The following is a 21,748-nucleotide window of genomic DNA, read 5'->3' as shown; positions in this document are numbered from 1 at the left end:
ACTTACTGACCTGCATTGACCGTCGCGGACTTGACGGCACTGTCCTGCACGTTCCACTTCTCCAGCGCCTTGGCGTAGGAGCCGTCCTTGATGATGGCGTCGAGGGCCTGCTTGAGCGCGTCGCGGAGCTGGGTGTTCTCCTTGCTCACGCCGATGCCGAAGAGGCCGACGTCGCTCTGCTGGCCGGCGACCTCGAAGTCGTTGCCGCCACCGGAGGTCTTCACCGTGTAGGCGGCGACCGGGTAGTCGTTCAGGTCGGCGACGGCGCCGCCGGCCTTGACGCGGGTCTGCGCCTCGGCGTCGGTGTCGAAGGCCTGGATGGTGAGCTTCTTGTCACCGCACTTCTCGGCCTGGGCCTTGAAGGTGTCCTCGTAGATCGTGCCGCGCTGGACGGCCACGGTCTTGCCGCAGAGGTCGTCCATCGACTTGATGCCCTCGGGGTTGCCCTTCTTGACGAGGAGCGAGAGGCCGGAGGAGAAGTAGTCGACGAAGTCGATCCCCTTGCCGATCTTCTGGCCCTTGTCGTCCAGGCCCTCCTGGCGCTTCTTGTTGTCGGTGATCGACGACATGATCGCGTCTTCGCGGCCGGTGTAGATCGAGGTGATCAGGCCGTCGAAGGTGCCCGCGGTGAACTGCATCTTCACACCGAGCTGCTTGCCGAGCGCCTCGGCGATGTCGGGGTCGACACCGACGATCTTGCCACCCTCGACGAATTCCATCGGGGCGTAGGCGGAGTCCGTGCCGATCTTGATGACGCCGGCGTCCTGGATCTTCTTCGGCAGGGCCGAGAAGAGCGGGGCGCTGCTGTCCTTCGCCGCACCGCCGGAGGGGGTCGACGCGGAGCCCTTCTCCGTCTGGTCGCCACAGCCGGTGAGAATCAGGGCGCCGGCGACCGCGATCGCGCCGACCGCGGCGATCCGGGACCGGGCGGCGGTCGTACGACGGGTGGTGCTTGCGGTCATGAGCTGGTTCCTCCGGGTGGCTGGGGAAAGCATCCGAGAGCGGTCGGGCACGCACCTTCGAGTGTCGCGACCTCGTGTGATTACGGCATCTTGCCATTCGGACTGACGCATTCAGGCAGTTCGTCAGGTCAAAATCGGATAACGGGTGGGTGGGGGTACCCAACAGGACTGCGGAATGGCGGCTTCACGGCCGCAGGAACCGCTGTGACCTGGCCCTTTTGACGGACTATTTGCGGTCCGTCTCGCCCGTTGGACAGAGGTCTTTGGACCTTTCGCCGAAAACAGGACAAGAGGTCTGCAGTCGAGTCGGAATCGACTCGTCTGGGTGAGCGTTCTTCGGGTACAACGGATCCTTACACCCCTCATCCGGGGCTCAGGGCGCGCGTGCGGCGCGCCCGCGCGTACGAACCTCCCCTTCGCGGAGACGGGCCAACCGTCGATGCGGAGTACGGACGCGGTGCCCGCCCACCCCTTAACCAGGTGTGGTCACCCTCAACGATTCAAAGACTTAAGGGGCCAAGAAAGTGGCAGCGGAGATCGTCAATCCTCGCAGCGACAGCGCGACGGACAACAACCCGGACGCGGTGTTCGCGCTGCACCGGGGCGGCAAGATGGCCATCCAGGCCACGGTGCCGGTCCAGAACAAGGATGACCTGTCCCTCGCGTACACGCCCGGCGTGGCGAAGGTCTGCAGCGCCATCGCGGAGCAGCCCGAGCTGGTGAACGAGTACACCTGGAAGTCCAACGTGGTCGCCGTCGTCACCGACGGCACGGCGGTGCTCGGACTCGGTGACATCGGTCCCGAGGCCTCCCTCCCCGTGATGGAGGGCAAGGCCATCCTGTTCAAGCAGTTCGGCGGTGTGGACGCGGTGCCGATCGCGCTCGCGACCAAGGACACGGACGAGATCGTCGAGACGGTCATCCGCCTCGCGCCGTCCTTCGGCGGGGTCAACCTGGAGGACATCTCCGCCCCCCGCTGCTTCGAGATCGAGCGCCGGCTCCAGGAAGCCCTGGACATCCCGATCTTCCACGACGACCAGCACGGCACGGCGATCGTGACCCTGGCCGCCCTGCGCAACGCCGCGAAGCTGACCGGGCGCACGCTCGGCGACCTGCGCGCCGTGATCTCGGGTGCGGGCGCGGCGGGCATCGCCATCGCCAAGATCCTCGTGGACGCCGGCATCGGCGACGTCTGCGTCACCGACCGCAAGGGCGTCGTCTCGGCGGACCGCTCCGACCTGACGGACGTCAAGGCGGAGATCGCGGGCCTGACGAACAAGACGGGCCAGACCGGCTCCCTGGAAGCGGCTCTGAACGGCGCGGACGTGTTCATCGGCGTCTCCGGCGGCACGGTGCCCGAGGAGGCCGTGGCCTCGATGGCGAAGGACGCCTTCGTCTTCGCCATGGCCAACCCGAACCCGGAGGTCCACCCGGACGTCGCGCACAAGTACGCGGCGGTCGTGGCCACGGGCCGCTCGGACTTCCCGAACCAGATCAACAACGTGCTGGCGTTCCCGGGCATCTTCGCGGGCGCCCTGAAGGTTCGCGCCAGCCGGATCACCGAGGGCATGAAGATCGCCGCCGCCGACGCCATCGCCGGTGTCGTGGGTGACGAGCTCGCCGCCGACTACGTGATCCCCTCGCCGTTCGACGCGCGCGTCGCCGAGGCCGTTGCGGCCGCGGTCGCCGCGGCGGCCAAGGCCGACGGCGTGGCCCGCCTGGTCTGACCCGGCGGCAGCACGGAAGAGGGGCCCGGCCGGATGTTCATCCGGCCGGGCCCCTCTTCCGTTGGGCACACCCTCCCCGCCCCCGAACCGGGAGGGGATGCTCCGCCTCAGCGCCTCGATGAAGCTGACGCTCCGTCAATGACCATGCGGCCACAAGGTGGCAGGCTCATGACGAGCCGGGCGGCATGGCGTGAATATTACCGCCACCCGAGGCTTGATCCTGACGTTCCACTTCGCCCATCCGGCCACACAAGACCGCACGTGGCCCGCTTAGTTGAGCGCGCAACGAACAATTCCGGTCGCCCCCCGGACGGCCCAGTACGGACGCAGGAACACCCCCGTCCGGTTCCCGCCGAGGTGCACCGATCCGTCCGGCGGCCGTGCGACGAAGGCCTCACCGACAGTGCCCCGACAGGGCTGGCCCGTCGCGCTACCGGGCGGTAGCGTCGCGGCATGTTCGCTGCCTACGCCGCCCGAATCGACCGTGACCAGCCGCTGAGCGGCCTTGTGCTGGGCGAGCGCCCGGCCCCCGAGGCCCGCCCCGGCTGGGTGACCGTGAACGTCAAGGCCGCCTCCCTCAACCACCACGACCTGTGGTCGCTGCGCGGAGTCGGCCTCGGCGAGGACAAACTCCCGATGATCCTCGGCTGCGACGCCGCCGGCATCGACCAGGACGGCAACGAGGTCGTCCTGCACTCCGTGATCGGCCAGAGCGGCCACGGGGTCGGCCCCGACGAGCCGCGCTCGATCCTGACCGAGCGCTACCAGGGCACCTTCGCGGAGCAGGTGACCGTCCCCGCCTGGAACGTGCTGCGCAAGCCCGCCGAGCTGTCGTTCGAGGAGGCCGCCTGCCTGCCGACGGCGTGGCTGACGGCGTACCGGATGCTGTTCACGAACGCGGGCGTGCGCCCCGGTGACTCGGTGCTGGTGCAGGGCGCCGGCGGCGGGGTCGCGACGGCCGCGATCGTCCTCGGCAAGGCGGCGGGCCTGCGGGTCTTCGCCACCAGCCGGGACGAGGCCAAGCGCAAGCGGGCGGTGGAGCTGGGCGCGGTGGAGGCGTACGAGCCGGGCGCGCGGCTGCCGCAGCGCGTGGACGCGGTGATCGAGACGGTCGGCGCGGCCACCTGGTCGCACTCGGTCAAGTCGCTGCGCCCGGGCGGCACCCTGGTCATCTCGGGCGCCACGAGCGGGGACCGCCCCGCGCACGCCGAGCTGACCCGGATCTTCTTCCTGGAGCTCAAGGTGGTCGGCTCGACGATGGGATCGAAGGACGAGCTGGAGGACCTCCTCGCCTTCTGCGCGGCGACCGGGGTGCGGCCGGTGATCGACGAGGTCCTGCCGCTCGACCGGGCACGGGAGGGCTTCGAGAAGCTGGAGGCCGGCGACCTGTTCGGGAAGATCGTCCTGACGGTGTAGCCGGAGACCCTCCCGTCGCGTCAACGGTGGTTGACACCGTCCGCTCGTCAACCTAAATTGACAGGCATGACAGAAGCGACCGATCTCGCCGAGCGGGCCGGGGACCGCGACCCGCGCGTGGGCCTGCGTGCCGTGGCCGCGCTCCGCAGACTGCTGGAGCAGCTGGAGTCCGTACAGGTACGCAGCGCCCGTGCGCAGGGGTGGTCCTGGCAGGAGATCGCGGCCGAACTGGGCGTCAGCCGGCAGGCCGTACACAAGAAGCACGGGAGGGTCTGATGTTCGAACGCTTCACGCAGGACGCCCGCAGCACCGTGACCGGCGCCGTGGCCGAGGCCCACCGGGTCGGGGCGGCCACCGTCACCGAGGAGCACCTGCTCCAGGCCCTGCTGGACCGGGGTGCACTGGATCCGCTGGGCGTGGACCGCGCCGCGGTCACGGCCGACCTCGCCGCGGCCCGCCGCCGGGGCGGCATGTCCCGGGCGGACGAGGAGGCCCTCGCGGGCCTCGGCATCGACCTCACCGAGATCGTCTCCCGGGTCGAGGAGACCCACGGCGAGGGCGCACTCGCCTCGGCGACCCCGCGGCGCCGGACCCTTGGCTCCTCGCTCCGCTCGGCGCTGGGCCGCCCGGAACCGGAGAGCCGCCACGTCCCCTTCACCCAGGGTGCGAAGAAGGTCCTGGAGCAGTCCCTGCGCATCGCGCTGGGCCGCCACGACCGCCACATCGCCACCCTGCACCTGCTGCTCGCGCTGATCTCCCGACCGGGCACGGCCGCCGAGGTCCTGGCGGACCACGGCGTCACGTACGCGGCGGCCGAGGCGGGCCTGGCGGCCTGATCGGCGGCCTGATCCGCCGCCGGATCCGCGACCTATCGCGACGGGCGGAACGTCTCGGCGAGGCGGTCCGCCGCCGCCGCGAGGTGGGCGCGGGCCTCGGCCAGCCGGGCCGGGGTGACGCCGTGGTCGCGGGCCGCGTCGCGGACGTCGTCGCGGAAGCGGTCGAGCAGGCGGTCCAGGTCGCGGGCCGGGTCGCCGGTGGGGGCGAGGTCCTCGGCCCAGTCCGAGTCCGCCGCCGCGGCGCCGGTGGCACCCGTACCGGCACCCGCGCTGCCCGCACCGCCAGCGCCGCCCGCGCTGCCCGTGCCGCCCGCGCTTCCGCCGAGCCAGGTGCCGGCCAGATTGCCCAGCACCCCGCCGGACTTCGCGAACTGCTCCTGCAGCTGGCCCGCGATCCGCATGACCTCCTCGCGCGCCCGCTCCTGCGCCTCCTTGGCCTGGCGGCGGGCCTGCTGGGCCTCCTCGCGGGCCCGGCGGCTCTCGTCCTTAGCCCGGCGCGCCTGTTCCTTCCACTCCTGCCTGGCCTTGCGCAGCTCCTCCTTGGCCGCCGCCCAGGACGCGTCCTCGACCGGGGTCGCCGTCGCGGAGGCCGCGGCCCGCATCTCGCGCCGCAGGGCACCCGCCGCGCCCCGTACGTCGTCACGGATCTCGGCGGCCAGCTCGGACACCGAATCGCGGATCTCCAGCTCCAGGTCGGCGAGTTCACCGCCCCGGTCGGCCAGTTCGGCGCGGCCCGCCTCGGTGATGGAGTACACCTTGCGCCCGCCTTCGGTGGCGTGCGTGACCAGGCCCTCGGCCTCCAGCTTGGCCAGCCGGGGGTACACCGTGCCCGCGGAGGGCGCGTACAGGCCCTGGAAACGCTCCTCCAGCATCCGGATCACCTCGTAGCCGTGACGCGGTGCCTCGTCCAGCAGCTTGAGCAGGTAGAGGCGGAGGCGGCCGTGGGCGAAGACGGGCGGCATGTCAGAGCACCTTCTTGTCGAGCACGAGGGGGGCGCCCGGGGCGTCGGCGGCCGGGCGGCGCAGCAGGGCGATGGAACCCGAGACGGTGGTGGCCCGCAGGGTGCCGGTGCCGGCGCCCAGCGTGCCGGTGATCCGCTTGGCGGCGAACTGGCCGGAGACGAGCAGGTCCTCGAAGGCGTTGGAGACTCCGCCGGTGGCCGTGTTGGCCTCCACCCGCGCGTCGGCCGGGTGCGGAAGGCGGATCGCCACCTGCCCGGACACGGAGTTGAGGGAGATGTCCACCGGTCGCGGCTCGGCCGCGTCGAGGGCCAGGTCGATGAGCATGTCGCCGCTGACGGAGTCGGCGCGTACCGTGCCGCCGGCGCCGTCGACCACCGTCAGGCCGCCGGAGACGGAGTGGAAGCCGAGCCCGCCGGTGAGGGACTGGGCCTCGACGCTGCCGGAGACGGTCTTCGCGTTGACCTTGCCGGCCAGGCCGACCAGCGTGACGTCGCCGGAGACCCCGTTGACGTCGGTGTCGCCGCCGATGCCGGAGATGACGGAGGTGGCGCTGACCGTGGCCAGCTGCATACGGGTGGCGGCGGGGACGGTGAGGGTGACGGTGGCCCTGCGCTCCCAGGCCTTGCGGCCCGAGCCGGAGCGGGACCAGGCCTTCCAGGGCTTGCCCTCGAACCACTTCTTGAGGTCCTGGGAACCGTTCCAGGGGAGGTCTTCGTAGGACACGGTGAGGGTGCCGCCCTCCTGGACGACGTACAGCGGCGGTCCGTCGACGGCGGCCACCTCGAGGCGGGCCGGACCCTCGTCGGCGACGACGTTCACCGTGCCGCCGACGAGGCGGACGCGGAGCTCGGTCACCGGCTCCTCGAAGGTGAGCTTCTGCGGTTCGGCGACCGACCACGTCTTCTGCTCTGCCATGGTGCTGATCCTCCTCGGCGTACGGACACGGCACGCAACATATCGCGTCTTCTGGCTAACACGATATATCGCGGATGCCCGAAGTCAAGCCTGCTCCGGAGCTCAGGACGCGATGGGGTGACGTTCGAGGAACCGGGCCATGGCTCCGGCGACCGCCGGGGACCGCTCCATGTGGAGGAGGTGGCCCACGCCGTCGACGACGCACTCCTCCAGGTCGGGCACGTTCGAACGGAGGAACGCGGCGACCTCGACCCACAGCGGCCTGGTGTCGCTGCCGAGAACGGAGAGCACCGGCCGGCGGATCGCCGCGGCCTGATCAGGGCCGAACCGCCACTCGGCCAGGGCCGGGAGCTCGACCCCGAAGAACGTGTCGGCGTCCTTGACCGCCTGTGCGACGCTGCCGGGTACCCGCTCGTCGAGCAGTGTCAGGCAGCGGTCCCGGTCCATCCCGCCGACGACGGGCATGAACAGCTGCACGGCCCGTTCGGCGTCCCCCTCGGCGTACGCCCGGAACGCCGGCGCCACCTGCTCGAAGAAGGCCGCGCCCGCGGGTACCGACAGCAGGGAGAGCTCCAGCAGGGAGACCGTGGCGATCCGGTCGCAGTGGTCCTGGGCGAGCTGGGCGGCGACGGCCGCGCCGCTGGAGTGCCCGGCCACGTGCACCCGGCCGATGCCGAGCCGGTCGAGCAGGGCGATGGCGTCGGCCGCGTGGTCGGCGACGGTGACCGGCCCGGGGGTGTGGGTGCTGCCGCCCCAGCCCCGCTTGTGGTAGCGGATGAGCTGGTGGCGTCCGGCCAGTGCCGGCTCGGCGACGAGCGGCAGGAACCCGTCGGCGATGACCGGGCTGATGAGCAGCACCGGCTCCCCGGATCCGCGGATTTCGTACTCCAACCGGATGCCGTTCACGGTGACGGTGTCCATGGTGTCCTCCTCGGTGCCTCTTCCTCGGTGGTCATTGCTCACTCTGGAGGCGTAAGCGGGACGGTTACCGCCGTAACCACCCCGACCCCGGATCGAGGGACATGGTCGTGACCGATACCACGGGCGACGGGACCACCGCGCTGGAGCAGGCCAGGAGCGCTGCGGCACGAGGCGCGTGGGCGGAGGCCCACGCCGGCTATGCCACGGCACGGGCGGCGGGCGCACTCGGCCCGGCGGAACTCGCCGAGTTCGCCGGCGTCGCGTATGCCGCGGGCCATCTCGACGTCGCGGTCGAGACGTGGGAGCGCCTGCACGACGAGCTGGCCGGCCTGGGCGAGGACAACGGCGCGGCCGGCGCCGCCGTGCGGGTGGCCATGCACCTGCTGTTCGACACCGCGCTCATGGCGCCGGTACGGGGGTGGCTCGGGCGTGCCGAACGCCTCCTCGACCCCGCCTCGGCGACCCCCGTGCACGCATGGTTCGCGGCGGTGCGCGCCTACGAGCGGCTCCTCAGCGGCCACCTCGACGCCGCTCGCGACTGGGCCGGGCAGGCGGTCGCGATCGGCCTGGACACCGATCCGGCGGCAGCCGCGATCGGGCGGGTGGCCCTGGCGCGGCTGGTGATCTTCGACGGCGACGTCGAACGCGGTCTGGCCCTGCTCGACGACGCCGGGGCGGCGACGATGTCCGGCGACCTCGACCCGCTCTCGACCGGGGTCGTCTACTGCGAGCTGGTGTGCGCGCTGCAGGGCCTTGCCCAGTACGACCTGGCCGAGCAGTGGACCGAGGCCATGGAGCGGTGGGCGCGCACGAACGCGATCGGCAGCATCCACGGCCGGTGCCGCGTGCACCGGGCGGAGATCCTGCGCCTGCGGGGTCGCTGCGCGGCCGCCGAGGAGCAGGTGCTCCTCGCGTGCGACGAGCTGCGTCCCTATGTGCGGCGGGAGCTGGGCTGGCCGCTGGCGGAGCTGGGCCGCATCCGGCTGCGGCGCGGGGATCCGGCCGGTGCGCAGGAGGCGCTGCTCGCCGCCCACCGCCTCGGCTGGGACCCCGAGCCCGGGCTCTCGCTGGTCCGGCTCGCCGATGGCGACGTCGGCGCGGCGGCCGCCACGATCCGGGAGGCACTGCTCCGGCCCCTGCCGGTTCCGTCGAAGGAGCTTCCCCCCACCACCGGGCTGCGCAGGGCGCCGCTGCTGGCCGCGCAGGTCGAGATCGCCGTGGCCGGCGCTGACCTGGAGACGGCGCAGGAGGCGGCCCGCGAGCTCGAGGAAGTGGCCGACCGCTTCGCGAGCAGCGCGCTCAGCGCCTCGGCACGGCAGGCGCGCGGTGCGGTCCTGCTCGCGGCGGGCGACGCGGTCGGCGCGTCGGCGCTGCTCGCCGACGCCGTCCGCTCCTGGAACGAGATCGGGGCGCCGTACGAGGCGGCCCAGTGCCGGATCCGGCTGGCGGACGCCCACCGCGCCCTCGGTCACCTCCAGGCCGAGGCCCTCGAGCGGGAAGCGGCGCGCATCGAGTTCGAGCGGATCGCCGGCGCCCCCGCCGTCGATCCGTCGCAGCCGGCCCCGGCGGAGCCGGACACCTTCGTCCGGGAAGGGGATTACTGGAAGGTCGTCTTCGACGGCAGGTCCATGAACATCCGCGACAGCAAGGGCATGCACCACCTCGCCCGCCTGCTCGCCGCGCCGGGACGGGAGTTCCACGTCCTCGACCTCGTCGCCGCCGACAGCGACGACCCCGCCGCCGTCGGCGGGCTGCTCCGCGCCGACGACGCCGGTCCCCTCCTGGACGACCGGGCCAAGCACATGTACCGGCGGCGGCTCACCGAGATCGAGGACGACATCGAGGAGGCCCGGTCCGACCACGACATCGGCAGGCAGGCGCAGGCCGAGTTCGAACGCGATTTCCTGGTCGCCGAACTGGCCCGTGCGGTCGGCCTCGGCGGACGCGGCCGGCGCGCCGGAGCGGCATCCGAACGGGCCCGGGCTGCGGTGACCCAGGCCGTGCGCAAGGCCGTCGGCCGTCTCGGCGATGCCTCTCCGGCGCTCGGTGACCACCTCGACCGCACCATCCGCACGGGGACCTACTGCGTGTACTCGCCCGACCCGCGCTCTCCTTCGCCGTGGTCCGCCTGACGCGCAGGGGCGCAGGTCTCCCCGCCGCCGGCGGCTACGCCGCCAGGAGGGGGCTGGCGTGGTGGTGGAGCCAGGCGCGGTACGGCGGCGTGCGCAGGGCGGCCTCGCGGTAGGCCGCCCGGAGGTCGTCGAAGACCTCGGCATGCGCACCGGGCCGCGTGGCCAGCAGCAGCCTGACCGCGAGGGGGTCGCCGGACAGCGGCCGTATCGCCATGTCGTCGCGCGGCCCGGAGGTCGGCTGGCAGGGGGCCACCGCCTCGCCGGAGACGATCAGCGAGGTCGCGGTGTGGTAGTCGGCGTGCAGGACGGGCGGGTCCAGCCCGGCCCCGGCGAACACCCGGCGCAGGCCGTCCCATTCGCCGTCCACGGAGGGGTCGACCGTCCACCGGTCGGCCGCCAGGTCCTGTAACTCCACCACCGGTCGGCGGGCCGCCGGATGGTCCCGGGACATCGACACGAACTGCGGCTCCCGGTCCATCAGGACCCGCAGCTCCAGCCCGGCCGGCACCCGCAGCGGGCAGCCCTCCACCTCGTGGACGAACGCCACGTCCAGCTGCCCCGAAGCCACCATCCGCAGCAGGGCGTTGGCGGACACGTCCACCACCAGCGAGGTCTCGAAGTCCGGCATCCGGCGGTGGATCCGGCGCAGCCAGCCCGGTATCGCCCGGCTGGCCGTGGAGCCGATGTTCAGCCGCGGCCCGCGGGCCAGCGCCCGGGCCTCGGCGACGAGGGCGGCCATCTCGGCCAGCAGCGGGCGGGCCCGGCCCAGGACCGTGCGGCCGAACGGGGTGGGCCGGCAGCCGGTGCGCTCACGCAGGAACAGCTCGCCGTCCAGGGCGCGTTCGATGCGGCGCAGCTGGGTCGTCAGGGAGGGCTGGCTCACGCCGAGCTGCCGCGCGGCCTTGTGCAGACTGCCGGCGTCGGCAATGGCGCACAGTGCGCGCAGGTGCCTCACCTCGAGCTCCATGAACCGAGAGTAGGCCGGTCCCAGCGGACCGCACCAGCCACTGATACCCCACCGAATCACGCCATTCTCACGGAAGTTGACCTTCCGAAATCTCCCCGATAGGCCGGCGCTATCGGTGGCTGACATCATCCGCCGGCCGCTCCCGCTCCCGCAGACTCCGGTACCGAACGACCCACCCCCCACCGGATCGAGTAGGAGCCCCCCCACATGCGCCACTCCCGTATGTCCCGAAAGGCCGTACTGGCCACCACCGTCGGCCTCGGCCTCGCGGCCGCCCTCGGCGTGGTCCCCACCGCCAGCGCCGCCTCCGCCACCGCGCCCGCCGGCAATGCCGCCACTTACGCGGCGTACGAGAACTCGCAGGAGAACCAGGACGCCAACCGCGCCTTCTTCGAGGCCGTGCAGCGCTCGGTCGCCGAGCAGCGCGCCGCGAACCCGGCCGCCCTCGCGGTGACCGTCACCTACAACACGCGCAACGCGCCGAGCTTCCGCAGCCAGATATCCCGCTCCACGCAGATATGGAACAGCTCGGTCTCGAACGTGAAGCTCCAGGAGGTCTCCTCCGGCGGGAACTTCTCGTACTACGAGGGCAACGACTCGCGCGGTTCGTACGCGAGCACCGACGGCCACGGCCGGGGCTACATCTTCCTCGACTACCGGCAGAACCAGCAGTACAACTCCACCCGGGTGACCGCGCACGAGACCGGCCACGTGCTGGGTCTGCCGGACCACTACTCGGGTCCCTGCTCCGAGCTGATGTCGGGCGGCGGCCCGGGCACCTCGTGCCAGAACGCCAACCCGAACAGCGCGGAGCGCTCGCGCGTGGACCAGCTGTGGCGCAACGGGCTGGCCGCGTCGGGGCTGGGCTCGAAGAGCTGACGAGCTAGGGCAGCTTTCCCACCTCGGGTACGTATTCCGCGCAGTCCGGGTTCCGGCAGGGACCCGGTACCCACTCGGGAATGAAGATCCCCAGCGCCTTCCGCCGCCGGATGACGGTTTCGACGGGGCGCCCGCAGACCGGGCACGCGAGCTGTTCGTGCGCGGTCTGCGGGGCCACGGCCTCGGGCGGGTGCGGGTGGCGCCGATCCTGCTGTTGGTGCTGTTCACCGGCCATACCTCCACGGTAGGCCGGTTCCGTGCGTTCGGCCGGTTCCGGCGCTTGCGAAAGTGCTGCGCCCGCCGTGGTCAGCGCGAACGGGACGACGTCGTCCCCTGCGGCTTGCGCCACATCGGCCACATCAGCGGCCCCTGCGGCAGCTGCACCGCCTCGCCCGTGAACTCCCAGCCGAGCCGCTCGTACAGCCCCTTGCTGCGCTCGCTGCTGGCCTCCAGGTACGCCGGCACGCCCTCGCGGTCGCAGCGCTCGAGCACCGGCCGCATCAGCTCGGTCCCGAGCCCCTCGCCCTGCCGGCCCGGGGCGACCGCGATCATCAGCAGGTACTCGTGCTCCTCGGCGGTCGGGTGCACCGCGCCCGTCAGCCGGCCGACCAGCTCGCACCGCTCGTTGTCGGGGTCGGCGACCGCGCGCATCTTCGCCGGGACGTCGTCCTCGGCGGCTTCCCCTTCCGGCTCCCCGGCCGGGATCCGCAGCCACAGCGCCGCCGCCGAGCCGTCCACCGCGTAGTCGATCCGGCCCTCGGCCAGCGCCACGTCCACGAAGACGCCCAGGAACTTTCCGTGCACCGCGGCCCGGTGCTCCGGGTCCGGGAAGACCCAGCTGCTCACCGGGTCGGTGCGGAAGGCCTCGTCGAGCAGCCGCGCCACCGCGTCCCGGTCCGACTGATCCGCCTGACGTATCTCCAGCGCCACTGGTCACACCCTTCGCTCACGTTTCAACTGCCGCGGGCGATCCTAGAGTTGGCGCCGGAACGGCGGAAAGCCCCGTTCCGGCACGATGCAGTGCCGGAACGGGGCTTGCGCACGGGGCTTGCGCACGGGGCTTGCGCACGGGGCTTGCGCACGGGGCCCGGGTACGGAGCGCGGGTACGGCCTTCGCCGCGCTACGGGCTCACCGGGTCCGCCGGGTGACGAACTCCGCCAGCGCCAGCAGCCCGCCCGCCGCCCCGAGGTCCGGCACGGCCCGGGACAGCAGCTGCACCGCCCGGCCCATCCGGTCCGCGGCATGGGCCTGCGCCCAGTCGCGCCCGCCGGCCCGGTCCACCGCGTCTGCGGCCTTCCGCACGTCGTCCTCGGCCATGGGACCCGCGTACAGGGCCGCCAGCTCCTCGCCGGCCGCGGTGCCCGAGGTGAGGGCGGCCACGACCGGGAGGGACTTCTTGCGGGCGATCAGATCGGCCCCGGCGGGTTTGCCCGTGTGGCCCGGATCCCCCCAGATGCCGATCAGGTCGTCGATCAGCTGGAAGGCCAGCCCGGCCTCCCGCCCGAAGGCGTCCATCGCGTCGACCTCGTCCGGCCCGGCGCCGGCGTAGAGCGCGCCGAGCGCGCAGGCGCAGCCCAGCAGGGCCCCGGTCTTGGCCGTCGCCATGGTCAGGCACTCGTCGAGCGAGACGTACGCCCGCTGCTCGAAGGCGCAGTCCGCCTGCTGACCGGCGCACAGCTCGATGACGCAGGCCGCGAGCCGCGCCGAGGCCTGCGCCGAGGCCGGGTGCGGATCCTCCGCGAGCAGCCGCAGCGCGAGCGCCATCATGGCGTCGCCGGTGATGATCGCGTCCGGCATCCCGAAGACGGTCCAGGCGGTGGGCCTGCCCCGGCGCTTCGTGTCCTTGTCGATGACGTCGTCGTGCAGCAGCGTGAAGTTGTGCGCGAGCTCCACGGCCACCGCCGCCCGTACCGCGCCTGCGGCCGTCTTGGCGTCCGGGCCCCGCAGGGCCTGGGCCGCGGCGAGCACGAGGGCGGGGCGGATGGCCTTGCCCGCATTGCCCGCGGCCGGGGTGCCGTCCGCGTGCTCCCAGCCGAAGTGGTACATCGCCACGCGCCGCATCGCCCCCGGGAGGTTCCCGACGGTGCGGCGCAGTTCCGGGTTGACCGTTTCTCTTGTCCGCTCCAGCAGGGCCGCGGCCTCCTGCCCCTCGCCGGTCGTGATCGCCTCAGTGGTGCCCATGGCGTGTCCCCCGATCCCGGGTGTCGTGCTCGGCCGGCCGCTCAGCGCCAGCGGGCGATCTCGACGTTCTCCAGGACGCCGAGCGCGTCCGGCACGAGCACCGCGGCGGAGAAGTAGGCGGTGACCAGGTACGAGATGATCGCCTGCTCGCTGATGCCCATGAAGCGCACCGACATGCTCGGCTCGATCTCGTCCGGGATCCCCGGCTGGTGGAGGCCGATGACGCCGGAGTCGTCCTCGCCGGTGCGCATGCAGAGGATGGACGTGGTGCGGGCGTCGCTGATCGGGATCTTGTTGGACGGGAAGATCGGCACCCCGCGCCAGGACGGCACCCGGTGCCCGTCGACGTCGATCGACTCCGGGTACAGGCCGCGCTTGTTGCACTCGCGGCCGAAGGCGGCGATGGCCTTGGGGTGGGCGAGGAACAGCTTGGAGCCGCGCCGCATGCTGAGCAGCTGGTCCATGTCGTCGGGGCTGGGCCCGCCGTCGTGCGGCTGGATGCGCTGGTCGTAGTCGGCGTTGTGGAGCAGGCCGAAGTCGCGGTTGTTGAGCATCTCGTGCTCCTGGCGCTCGCGCAGCGCCTCGACCGTGAGCCGCAACTGCTGCTCGGTCTGGTTCATCGGCTGGTTGTAGAGGTCGGCGACGCGCGTGTGCACCCGCAGGACCGTTTGTGCAATGGAGAGTTCGTACTCGCGCGGCTTGGCCTCGTAGTCCACGAAGGTGCCGGGCAGGACGGCCTCGCCCCGGTGGCCGGCGGAGAGGTCGATCGCGGCCTCGCCGTACTTGTTGGTGCGCTGGGCCGGCAGGGACCGCTGGGCCTCCACGTGCGCGCGCAGCGAGTCGACGCGGTCGGCGAGGAGCCGGAAGTCCTGGCGGGACAGGACAAGCGCGGTGCCGGAGGTGGCGGCGCGGGCGGTGTACTCCCAGATCGCCTCCTCGTCGACGAGGGCGTCCTCGCCGAAGTAGGCGCCGTCCGCGACGGTCCGCAGGACCGCGTCCTCGCCGTAGGGACCGGGGCCGACCTGGTCGATGCGTCCATGGGCGAGCAGGACCACCTGGTCGCAGGCGCTCCCGAAGGAGGTCAGCTCCTGGCCGGCCTCGAAGTCGACCTGCCGGCACCGCTGGGCGAGCTCGGAGAGCACGTCCTGGTCCTCGTAGGTGCGCAGCAGCGGGAGCTCGCCGAGCTCGGCCGGGATGACCTGGACCTGGGTCCCGGTCTTGATGAACTCCACGCGTCCGTCGCCGACCGAGTAGCTCAGCCGCCGGTTCACCCTGTACGTGCCGCCCTGGACGGACACCCACGGGAGCATCTTCAGGAGCCACCGCGAGGTGATCTCCTGCATCTGCGGCGCGGACTTGGTCGTGGTTGCCAAGTTCCGCGCGGCCGATGTCGCAAGACTCCGCTGCGGTGTCTGGACCTCGGGATCGGAACCTGCCTGGACCGACATGTGTTTCCCTTTCGATCACTCCATGGATCTGCGGGGTCAGCCTTCCAGTGCGGAACGTGATGGGACCATTACACAAAAGGGTGGGACTACTCCGTCAGGGCGTGGGCACTCTTTGGGGTTCACCTCCTTCACTCGAGACCTCTCCCATCCCACCGGTTCCGGCCATCCGCCCTCCAGACCGCCTTTAATTTGCATACAAGATGCGAGTTTCCTAGGCTGCGGCCATGCGGCTGACCCGATTCACCGACCTGGCACTGCGCGTCCTGATGCGCCTGGCGGTCGCGGAGGCGGACCTTCCGACCACGCGCGACGTGGCGGCGACCATGGAGGTCCCGTACACGCACACCGCGAAAGTGGTCGCCAGGCTGCAGCACCTCGGCCTGGTCGAGGCGCGGCGCGGCCGCGGCGGCGGGCTCGCCCTGACCGCCGCCGGGCGGGCCGCCTCGGTGGGCGGGGTGGTCCGCGAACTGGAGGGTGCGGGCGACGTCGTGGACTGTGACGGCACCACCCCCTGCCCGCTGCGCGGGGCCTGCCTCCTGCGGGGCGCACTGCGCCGCGCCCAGGAGGCCTTCTTCGCCGCACTGGACCCGCTCACGGTGAACGACCTGGTCGCGGCGCCCACCGGCCCGCTGCTGCTGGGCATTGCGGGTGGCCCGCCGGGACGGACCGGAAGTCCGCCCCAAAGCCCCTGAGCCGGGGGCCCGATGGCCGATTCCCGCCGCGGCAACCCGCGGCTCGAACGGGTGTACCCGTAGCAAAAAATACGCATCTCATATACCAATTAATCGAGAACGACCGACGAGGAGCCCCGCATGCTGTCCGAGAAGTCGACCGAGACCGTACGTGCCACCCTGCCCGCCGTGGGCGCGGCCATAGGCGACATCGCGGAGCTCTTCTACGCGAAGCTGTTCGCGGCCCACCCGGAGCTGCTGCGCGACCTGTTCAACCGCGGCAACCAGAACGCCGGCCTCCAGAAGCAGGCCCTCGCCGGCTCCGTCGCGGCCTTCGCGAGCCATCTCCTCGCCCACCCGGACACCCGCCCCGACGTGATGCTGCACCGCATCGCGCACAAGCACGCCTCCCTCGGCGTCACCCGCGAGCAGTACCCCGTCGTCCACCGCCACCTCTTCGCGGCGATCGCCGAGGTCCTCGGCGAGGCGGTCACCCCCGAGGTGGCCGAGGCCTGGGACGAGGTCTACTGGCTGATGGCCAACGCCCTCATCTCCATCGAGGAGCGGCTCCACGCCGAGCAGCGGGTCCTCGCCGGCGACGTCTGGCGCAGCTGGACGGTCGCCGCCCGCGTCGAGGAGACCGCCGACTGCACCACCTTCCACCTGGCCCCGGCGGACGGCTCCCCGGCCCCCTCCTTCAGGCCCGGCCAGTACGTCTCGGTCCAGGTCGAGCTGCCCGACGGAGCCCGCCAGATACGCCAGTACAGCCTCTCCGGCGCGCCCGGTGCGCCGGTGCACTCGATCACCGTCAAGCGGGTCCACGGCCCGGCCGCCGCGGGCCCGGGGGGCGCAGGCCCCGACGGCGAGGTCTCGAACCACCTCCACGCGCGGATCGCGCCCGGCGACACCCTGCGGGTCTCGGCCCCGTACGGCGACCTGGTCCTGCGCGACCTCGCCGCCCCGGTCCTGCTCGCCTCGGCCGGGATCGGCTGCACCCCGATGCTGTCGATGCTGGCGCACCTCGCCGACACCGGGCACGCGGCCCCGGTGACCGTCCTGCACGCCGACCGCTCCCCCGCCGACCACGCGCTGCGGGCCGACCACCGGGCACTGACGCACAAGCTGCCCGACGCCTCGGCCCGTTTCTGGTACGAGGCCGACGCCGAGCCGGGTGACGGAGAGGGCTTCCTCGACCTCTCGGACGTCCCGGTGGCTCCGGGCACCACGGCATACCTGTGCGGGCCGCTCCCCTTCATGCGGGCGGTACGCGCGCAGCTGCTGGCCAAGGGGATCCCCGCCGCGGACATCCACTACGAGGTGTTCGGACCGGACCTGTGGCTGGCCTCCGTGTAACTCCCGTGACGGGTGGGCCGGTCGGTACGAGTGTCCGGATCGGCTCGCTCACTGTACGAAGGCACTAGCCCGGAGGAACCGCCTCCACTACACCGGAGTGCAACGAGGTGGACACGCAAGGTGACCACCGCGCACCCGGAGAGGAGGCGGCCATGTCCGCACCCATGTCCGCGGACCGGTTCATCGGCGCCCTGCGGAACGAGGGCCTGACCGTCGTCGAGGTCGGCGCCTGGCGCACCCACAACCGCAACCACAAGGGCCCGTGGGGCCCGGTGAACGGTGTGATGATCCACCACACCGTCACGCACGGCACGAGGTTCACCGTCGACCTCTGCCGCGACGGCGACGACGACCTCCCCGGCCCGCTCTGCCACGGCGTGATCACCAAGGACGGCCGGGTCCACCTGGTCGGCTACGGCCGCGCCAACCACGCCGGGAAGGGCGACTCGGACGTCCTGGCGGCGGTGATCGCCGAGAAGCGGCTCCCGCCGGACCGCCGCGCGAACACCGACGGCAATCCGCACTTCTACGGCTTCGAGTGCGAGAACCTCGGCGACGGCGCCGACCCCTGGCCGGAGGTCCAGCTCGACGCCATGGCCCGCGCGGCGGCAGCCGTCTGCCGCGTCCACGGCTGGACCGAACGCTCGGTGATCGGCCACCTCGAATGGCAGCCGGGCAAGCCCGACCCGAGGGGCTTCACGATGGACGCGTTCCGCGCCCGCGTCGGCGAACGCCTGAAGTAGCCGCCCCGCGACCGGCACCCCGCCGACCCCTGCCCGCGCCCGGCGGGCAGGACGTCGCCGGTCCGGCCGCAAGCCGGCGGGCGTCGGACAATGGGCGGGTGAACCGCTCCCCCGACCCCGCCGTCGTCCTGCAGCCCCGGCCGCCCTCCCCGCTGCTGGAGGTTCGCGACGAGCGGTTCGGGCAGTACGGGGTGCGGCTGCTGCTGAAGCGGGACGACCTCGTGCATCCCGAGCTGCCCGGCAACAAGTGGCGCAAGCTCGCGCCGAATCTGCGGGCCGCCGTCGACGGGGGCTTCCCGGGGGTGGCGACCTTCGGCGGGGCGTACTCGAACCACCTGCGGGCCACCGCGGCCGCCGGGCGGCTGCTCGGGATGCCGACCGTCGGGATCGTCCGCGGGGACGAGCTCGCCGGCCTTCCCCTCAACGACTCCCTGGCCCGGTGCGCGGCGGACGGGATGCGGCTGCACTTCGTCACGCGCTCGGAGTACCGCCGCAAGGCCGAGCCCGAGGTGCTGGCCCGGCTGCTGGCGGGAGCCGGCGCGACCGGTTCGTACGTCGTCCCCGAGGGCGGCAGCAACGCCCTCGCCCTGCGGGGGTGCGCGGAGCTCGGGCGGGAGCTGCACGGCATGTCCGACGTGGTCGCGGTGGCCTGCGGTACGGGCGGCACGCTAGCCGGCCTGGCGGCGGGGCTGGCCCCGGGCCAGCGGGCGCTGGGCGTTCCCGTCCTGGCGGGCGAGTTCCTGGGGGCGGAGATACGTTCCCTCCAGCAGGCGGCCTTCGGGGGTCCGGCCGGGCTCTGGAGCCTGGCGGAGGGCTTCCACCACGGCGGCTACGCACGCGTCCCCGCCGTACTGGACGAGTTCGCCGCCGACTTCGGGGAGCGCCACGGGTTCCGGGTCGAGCGGATCTACGTGGCCAAGCTGCTGTGGGCCCTGGCGGCCCTGACGGAATCGGGCGCCTTCCCGCCGGGGACGACCCTGACCGCCGTCGTCACGGGCCGTCCGTGACGACGGACGTGCGGCGCCGGCACCAGCGGGTGGCCGACGACAGGGCCACCCCGCGGCCCGCGGCCCCGCACGAGGGGGATCAGGCCGCGTCCTCGCGGTAGGCCGCCGCCTCCTCCAGGTCCAGTCTGCGGAGCAGGCCCCGGAGCATCTCGTCGTCGATCCGGCGGTGGTCCCGCAGGGTCACGAAGACCTCGCGCTCGGCCGCGATCATCTCCCGCGCGAGACGCCGGTAGACGTCGTCCGCCGATTCGCCGGTGACCGGGTTGACCTCCCCCAGCCGCTCCCACACCGCGTTGCGCCGCCGCTCCATGACCGTACGCAGCCGCTCCGCCAGCGGCGGCGGCAGCGCGTTCTCCGGCTCCGCCAGCAGCTCCGCCAGCCGGTCCTCCGCCGACCGCGAGGCCTCGCTCTGGGCCTGTGCCTCCGCCAGCGTCTCCGCGTGCAGGTCCCGCGGCGGCAGCCGCAGCAGCCGGATCAGCGGCGGCAGCGTCAGGCCCTGCACCACCAGCGTGCCGATCACCGTCGTGAAGGTCAGGAAGAGGATCAGGTTGCGGTGCGGCACGCTGATCGGGACCGAGAAGGCGATCGCCAGCGAGACCACCCCGCGCATCCCGGCCCAGCCCACGATCACCGGCGCCTTCCAGTTGGTGTCCGGCTCCCGGCTGCGGATCCGCTCCGACAGCCGCGGTACGAACGTCGCCGGGAACACCCACACGAAGCGGGCCACCACCACTGCCAGGAACACCGCCAGCGCGTACCAGGCCGCGTCCCAGCCCTCGTACTGCGCGAGCCCCTTCAGGACCACCGGCAGCTGGAGGCCGATCAGCGCGAAGACCACCGACTCGAGGATGAAGGCGACCATCTTCCACACCGCCTCCTCCTGGAGCCGGGTCGCGAAGTCGACCTGCCAGTTGCGGTGCCCGAGGTACAGCGCCACCACGACCACCGCCAGCACGCCCGAGGCGTGCACCCGCTCGGCCGCCGCGTACGCCACGAACGGGATGAGCAGCGACAGCGTGTTCTGGAGCAGCGGCTCCCGCAGCCGCTTGCGCAGGTGGTGGATCGGCACCATCAGCACCAGGCCCACCCCGACGCCGCCCACCGAGGCCAGCAGGAACTCCGCGATCCCGCCCGCCCAGCCGGCGCTCGTCCCGATCACCGCAGCCAGCGCCACCTTGTACGCGGTGATCGCGGTGGCGTCGTTCACCAGGGACTCGCCCTGCAGGATGGTGGTGATCCGGTTCGGCAGCCCGAGCTTGCGGGCGATCGCCGTCGCGGCCACCGCGTCGGGCGGCGCGATCACCGCGCCCAGCACCAGCGCCACCGGCAGCGACAGCCCCGGCACCACCAGGTACGCCGCGTACCCGACGGCGACCGTCGCGAAGAGCACGTAGCCGACCGACAGCAGCGCGACGGGCCGTACGTTCGCCCTCAGATCCAGGTACGAGCTGTCCACCGCGGCCGTGTACAGCAGCGGCGGGAGCAGCAGCGGCAGCACGATGTGCGGGTCGAGCGCGTACGAGGGCACGCCCGGGACGTACGCGGCCATCAGGCCTGCGGCGACCAGCAGCAGCGGCGCGGGGACCCGGGTCCAGCGGGCGGCCCCCGCAACGATCGCGCTGCCCGCCACCAGCGCCACCAGCGGCAATACCTCCATCGAAGATCCACCCTCGCTCGTCGTCGCTGATCGGCATTCGTCCTGCGGCGCCCGCACGTCAGTACGCTGGCCATCATGAGCGAGTGCACCCACGTTGCCGAACTGCCGCGCCCCGAGCCTGTCCCGACTGCCCTGACCTGCCCTGAATGTCAGGTGCTCGGCAGCCATCCGGTGCAGTTGCGGATGTGTCTGGGGTGCGGCTACGTGGCGTGCTGCGACTCCTCCCCGCACCGGCACGCCACGGCGCACCATCAGAGCACCGGCCATCCGGTCATGCGAAGCTTCGAGCCGGGCGAGACGTGGCGGTGGTGTTTTGTCGACGGTTCGATCGTCTGAACCGGGGTAGGTCAACCCTCCGCCGGTTCCCCTGATTTGGGCCCGCAGACCCCTAGCCACTGTGCGTACCCATGGGCTTACCATCAGTCACTGGCCGTGGGCGGGGGTGTCTGGAACGGGCGTCATGAGGGGTGCCGCGACACGATCGCCCGGATCGCGGTAGCGTCACCGGCGAACAGAGCTCGTACCACCTTGGAGGTGAGGGTGTCCCAGATCGCAGGCGAGCCCGGGACCCAGGACTTCGTGGAAGTCCGGCTGCCCGCTGCGGGTGCCTACCTGTCGGTGCTGCGAACGGCCACGGCCGGTCTCGCGGCACGTTTGGACTTCACCCTCGACGAGATCGAGGACCTCCGCATCGCGGTGGACGAGGCCTGCGCGATCCTGCTCCAGCAGGCCGTGCCGGGCTCCGTCCTCAGCTGCGTGTTCCGGCTGGTCGACGACTCGCTCGAGGTGACCGTCTCGGCGCCGACCACGGACGGACGTGCGCCCGAGCGCGACACGTTCGCCTGGACCGTCCTGTCGGCGCTGGCCGGCAAGGTCGAGTCCACCGTCGAGGAGGACAAGACGGTGAGCATCAGCCTCTACAAACAGCGCGGCGCGGGTCCAGGCCCGGCGTGAGCGGCGGGGAGATCC

22 protein-coding genes are annotated in these 21,748 nt (G+C 72.3%); 12 read left to right on the top strand and 10 right to left on the bottom strand.

Annotated elements, in window-relative coordinates:
- Positions 1-2: 2 nt before the first annotated feature.
- Positions 3-962: an ABC transporter substrate-binding protein gene (locus tag ACFYXK_RS05495; protein ID WP_389409940.1), complete on the bottom strand. Its 960-nt coding sequence runs from the start codon at positions 960-962 to the stop codon at positions 3-5.
- A gap of 524 nt (positions 963-1,486) precedes the next feature.
- On the opposite strand from ACFYXK_RS05495, the gene ACFYXK_RS05490 reads away from it, so the two are divergent.
- The 4 genes from ACFYXK_RS05490 (at position 1,487) to ACFYXK_RS05475 (ending at position 4,941) form a co-directional block, all read left to right on the top strand.
- Positions 1,487-2,689 carry an NADP-dependent malic enzyme gene (locus tag ACFYXK_RS05490; RefSeq protein ID WP_376203321.1) on the top strand — a complete coding sequence of 401 codons (1,203 nt, stop codon included), beginning with the start codon at positions 1,487-1,489 and terminating at the stop codon, positions 2,687-2,689.
- Between the two features lie 453 nt (positions 2,690-3,142).
- Positions 3,143-4,105 (top strand): zinc-binding dehydrogenase, encoded by a 963-nt coding sequence (locus tag ACFYXK_RS05485; RefSeq protein ID WP_053691791.1) that lies wholly within the window; start codon positions 3,143-3,145, stop codon positions 4,103-4,105.
- Positions 4,106-4,171: 66 nt separating this feature from the next.
- On the top strand, positions 4,172-4,381 hold the full coding sequence (locus ACFYXK_RS05480; protein ID WP_383504553.1) for a helix-turn-helix domain-containing protein: 210 nt from the start codon (positions 4,172-4,174) through the stop codon (positions 4,379-4,381).
- Positions 4,381-4,941: a Clp protease N-terminal domain-containing protein gene (locus ACFYXK_RS05475; protein ID WP_389409939.1), complete on the top strand. Its 561-nt coding sequence runs from the start codon at positions 4,381-4,383 to the stop codon at positions 4,939-4,941. The genes ACFYXK_RS05480 and ACFYXK_RS05475 overlap by 1 nt, the downstream gene beginning before the upstream one ends.
- 32 nt (positions 4,942-4,973) lie before the next feature.
- Here the strand turns inward: ACFYXK_RS05475 and ACFYXK_RS05470 are convergent, their stop codons facing one another.
- The 3 genes from ACFYXK_RS05470 to ACFYXK_RS05460 all read right to left on the bottom strand — a co-directional run bounded on the left by ACFYXK_RS05470 (position 4,974) and on the right by ACFYXK_RS05460 (position 7,740).
- Positions 4,974-5,903 carry a helix-turn-helix transcriptional regulator gene (locus tag ACFYXK_RS05470; RefSeq protein ID WP_389409938.1) on the bottom strand — a complete coding sequence of 310 codons (930 nt, stop codon included), beginning with the start codon at positions 5,901-5,903 and terminating at the stop codon, positions 4,974-4,976.
- Position 5,904: 1 nt separating this feature from the next.
- A complete protein-coding gene (locus ACFYXK_RS05465) occupies positions 5,905-6,819 on the bottom strand; it encodes a DUF4097 domain-containing protein (RefSeq protein ID WP_389409937.1) in 915 nt (304 codons plus the stop codon).
- A gap of 102 nt (positions 6,820-6,921) precedes the next feature.
- Positions 6,922-7,740: an alpha/beta fold hydrolase gene (locus ACFYXK_RS05460; RefSeq protein ID WP_389409936.1), complete on the bottom strand. Its 819-nt coding sequence runs from the start codon at positions 7,738-7,740 to the stop codon at positions 6,922-6,924.
- A gap of 107 nt (positions 7,741-7,847) precedes the next feature.
- On the opposite strand from ACFYXK_RS05460, the gene ACFYXK_RS05455 reads away from it, so the two are divergent.
- Positions 7,848-9,872 carry a transcriptional regulator gene (locus ACFYXK_RS05455; protein ID WP_389409935.1) on the top strand — a complete coding sequence of 675 codons (2,025 nt, stop codon included), beginning with the start codon at positions 7,848-7,850 and terminating at the stop codon, positions 9,870-9,872.
- 34 nt (positions 9,873-9,906) lie between these two features.
- On the opposite strand, the gene ACFYXK_RS05450 is transcribed toward ACFYXK_RS05455, so the two are convergent.
- Positions 9,907-10,839 (bottom strand): LysR substrate-binding domain-containing protein, encoded by a 933-nt coding sequence (locus ACFYXK_RS05450; RefSeq protein WP_389409934.1) that lies wholly within the window; start codon positions 10,837-10,839, stop codon positions 9,907-9,909.
- A gap of 207 nt (positions 10,840-11,046) precedes the next feature.
- On the opposite strand from ACFYXK_RS05450, the gene snpA reads away from it, so the two are divergent.
- Positions 11,047-11,718, top strand: coding sequence for a snapalysin (snpA, locus tag ACFYXK_RS05445; protein ID WP_389409933.1), 672 nt, complete (start codon positions 11,047-11,049; stop codon positions 11,716-11,718).
- 4 nt (positions 11,719-11,722) lie between these two features.
- On the opposite strand, the gene ACFYXK_RS05440 is transcribed toward snpA, so the two are convergent.
- From ACFYXK_RS05440 to ACFYXK_RS05425, 4 genes are all read right to left on the bottom strand, one after another.
- Positions 11,723-11,953 (bottom strand): hypothetical protein, encoded by a 231-nt coding sequence (locus ACFYXK_RS05440; protein WP_383504574.1) that lies wholly within the window; start codon positions 11,951-11,953, stop codon positions 11,723-11,725.
- Positions 11,954-12,024: 71 nt separating this feature from the next.
- Positions 12,025-12,648, bottom strand: coding sequence for a GNAT family N-acetyltransferase (locus ACFYXK_RS05435; RefSeq protein ID WP_389409932.1), 624 nt, complete (start codon positions 12,646-12,648; stop codon positions 12,025-12,027).
- Positions 12,649-12,847: 199 nt separating this feature from the next.
- Positions 12,848-13,900, bottom strand: a complete 1,053-nt coding sequence (locus tag ACFYXK_RS05430; RefSeq protein ID WP_383504579.1) for a family 2 encapsulin nanocompartment cargo protein polyprenyl transferase — start codon at positions 13,898-13,900, stop codon at positions 12,848-12,850.
- 41 nt (positions 13,901-13,941) lie between these two features.
- Positions 13,942-15,348, bottom strand: a complete 1,407-nt coding sequence (locus ACFYXK_RS05425) for a family 2B encapsulin nanocompartment shell protein (protein ID WP_389409931.1) — start codon at positions 15,346-15,348, stop codon at positions 13,942-13,944.
- A 224-nt stretch (positions 15,349-15,572) separates the two neighbouring features.
- On the opposite strand from ACFYXK_RS05425, the gene ACFYXK_RS05420 reads away from it, so the two are divergent.
- The 4 genes from ACFYXK_RS05420 (at position 15,573) to ACFYXK_RS05405 (ending at position 19,122) form a co-directional block, all read left to right on the top strand.
- Complete coding sequence (locus ACFYXK_RS05420) at positions 15,573-16,040, top strand: RrF2 family transcriptional regulator (protein WP_389409930.1); 468 nt, start codon at positions 15,573-15,575, stop codon at positions 16,038-16,040.
- Positions 16,041-16,160: 120 nt separating this feature from the next.
- Complete coding sequence (locus ACFYXK_RS05415; RefSeq protein ID WP_389409929.1) at positions 16,161-17,372, top strand: globin domain-containing protein; 1,212 nt, start codon at positions 16,161-16,163, stop codon at positions 17,370-17,372.
- A gap of 152 nt (positions 17,373-17,524) precedes the next feature.
- Positions 17,525-18,115 carry an N-acetylmuramoyl-L-alanine amidase gene (locus ACFYXK_RS05410; RefSeq protein ID WP_389409928.1) on the top strand — a complete coding sequence of 197 codons (591 nt, stop codon included), beginning with the start codon at positions 17,525-17,527 and terminating at the stop codon, positions 18,113-18,115.
- Between the two features lie 98 nt (positions 18,116-18,213).
- Positions 18,214-19,122, top strand: coding sequence for a 1-aminocyclopropane-1-carboxylate deaminase/D-cysteine desulfhydrase (locus ACFYXK_RS05405; RefSeq protein WP_389409927.1), 909 nt, complete (start codon positions 18,214-18,216; stop codon positions 19,120-19,122).
- Between the two features lie 79 nt (positions 19,123-19,201).
- Here ACFYXK_RS05405 and ACFYXK_RS05400 read toward each other — a convergent pair whose 3' ends face one another.
- Complete coding sequence (locus ACFYXK_RS05400; protein WP_389409926.1) at positions 19,202-20,779, bottom strand: Na+/H+ antiporter; 1,578 nt, start codon at positions 20,777-20,779, stop codon at positions 19,202-19,204.
- A gap of 75 nt (positions 20,780-20,854) precedes the next feature.
- Between ACFYXK_RS05400 and ACFYXK_RS05395 the strand changes: the two genes are divergently transcribed.
- On the top strand, positions 20,855-21,115 hold the full coding sequence (locus ACFYXK_RS05395; RefSeq protein ID WP_389409925.1) for a UBP-type zinc finger domain-containing protein: 261 nt from the start codon (positions 20,855-20,857) through the stop codon (positions 21,113-21,115).
- Positions 21,116-21,319: 204 nt separating this feature from the next.
- The gene (locus ACFYXK_RS05390; protein WP_030291315.1) at positions 21,320-21,733 is read left to right on the top strand and encodes an anti-sigma regulatory factor; all 414 of its coding nucleotides are present in this window, start codon (positions 21,320-21,322) and stop codon (positions 21,731-21,733) included.
- The last annotated feature ends 15 nt before the right edge of the window (positions 21,734-21,748 follow it).

Origin of the sequence: Streptomyces sp. NPDC002209 (assembly GCF_042890265.1) — a bacterium.
GTDB lineage: Bacteria > Actinomycetota > Actinomycetes > Streptomycetales > Streptomycetaceae > Streptomyces.
This window is presented reverse-complemented; position numbering and strand designations above follow the sequence as displayed.

What these genes read in the sequence shown, in the direction of transcription:
- ACFYXK_RS05485 (WP_053691791.1), top strand. Translation starts at nt 3,143, where the DNA reads ATGTTCGCTGCCTACGCCGCCCGAATCGACCGTGACCAGCCGCTGAGC.
- ACFYXK_RS05495 (WP_389409940.1), bottom strand. Translation starts at nt 962, where the DNA reads ATGACCGCAAGCACCACCCGTCGTACGACCGCCGCCCGGTCCCGGATC.
- ACFYXK_RS05480 (WP_383504553.1), top strand. Translation starts at nt 4,172, where the DNA reads ATGACAGAAGCGACCGATCTCGCCGAGCGGGCCGGGGACCGCGACCCG.
- ACFYXK_RS05400 (WP_389409926.1), bottom strand. Translation starts at nt 20,779, where the DNA reads ATGGAGGTATTGCCGCTGGTGGCGCTGGTGGCGGGCAGCGCGATCGTT.
- ACFYXK_RS05425 (WP_389409931.1), bottom strand. Translation starts at nt 15,348, where the DNA reads ATGTCGGTCCAGGCAGGTTCCGATCCCGAGGTCCAGACACCGCAGCGG.
- snpA (WP_389409933.1), top strand. Translation starts at nt 11,047, where the DNA reads ATGCGCCACTCCCGTATGTCCCGAAAGGCCGTACTGGCCACCACCGTC.
- ACFYXK_RS05420 (WP_389409930.1), top strand. Translation starts at nt 15,573, where the DNA reads ATGCGGCTGACCCGATTCACCGACCTGGCACTGCGCGTCCTGATGCGC.
- ACFYXK_RS05430 (WP_383504579.1), bottom strand. Translation starts at nt 13,900, where the DNA reads ATGGGCACCACTGAGGCGATCACGACCGGCGAGGGGCAGGAGGCCGCG.
- ACFYXK_RS05465 (WP_389409937.1), bottom strand. Translation starts at nt 6,819, where the DNA reads ATGGCAGAGCAGAAGACGTGGTCGGTCGCCGAACCGCAGAAGCTCACC.
- ACFYXK_RS05450 (WP_389409934.1), bottom strand. Translation starts at nt 10,839, where the DNA reads ATGGAGCTCGAGGTGAGGCACCTGCGCGCACTGTGCGCCATTGCCGAC.
- ACFYXK_RS05410 (WP_389409928.1), top strand. Translation starts at nt 17,525, where the DNA reads ATGTCCGCACCCATGTCCGCGGACCGGTTCATCGGCGCCCTGCGGAAC.
- ACFYXK_RS05475 (WP_389409939.1), top strand. Translation starts at nt 4,381, where the DNA reads ATGTTCGAACGCTTCACGCAGGACGCCCGCAGCACCGTGACCGGCGCC.
- ACFYXK_RS05440 (WP_383504574.1), bottom strand. Translation starts at nt 11,953, where the DNA reads ATGGCCGGTGAACAGCACCAACAGCAGGATCGGCGCCACCCGCACCCG.
- ACFYXK_RS05460 (WP_389409936.1), bottom strand. Translation starts at nt 7,740, where the DNA reads ATGGACACCGTCACCGTGAACGGCATCCGGTTGGAGTACGAAATCCGC.
- ACFYXK_RS05395 (WP_389409925.1), top strand. Translation starts at nt 20,855, where the DNA reads ATGAGCGAGTGCACCCACGTTGCCGAACTGCCGCGCCCCGAGCCTGTC.
- ACFYXK_RS05470 (WP_389409938.1), bottom strand. Translation starts at nt 5,903, where the DNA reads ATGCCGCCCGTCTTCGCCCACGGCCGCCTCCGCCTCTACCTGCTCAAG.
- ACFYXK_RS05415 (WP_389409929.1), top strand. Translation starts at nt 16,161, where the DNA reads ATGCTGTCCGAGAAGTCGACCGAGACCGTACGTGCCACCCTGCCCGCC.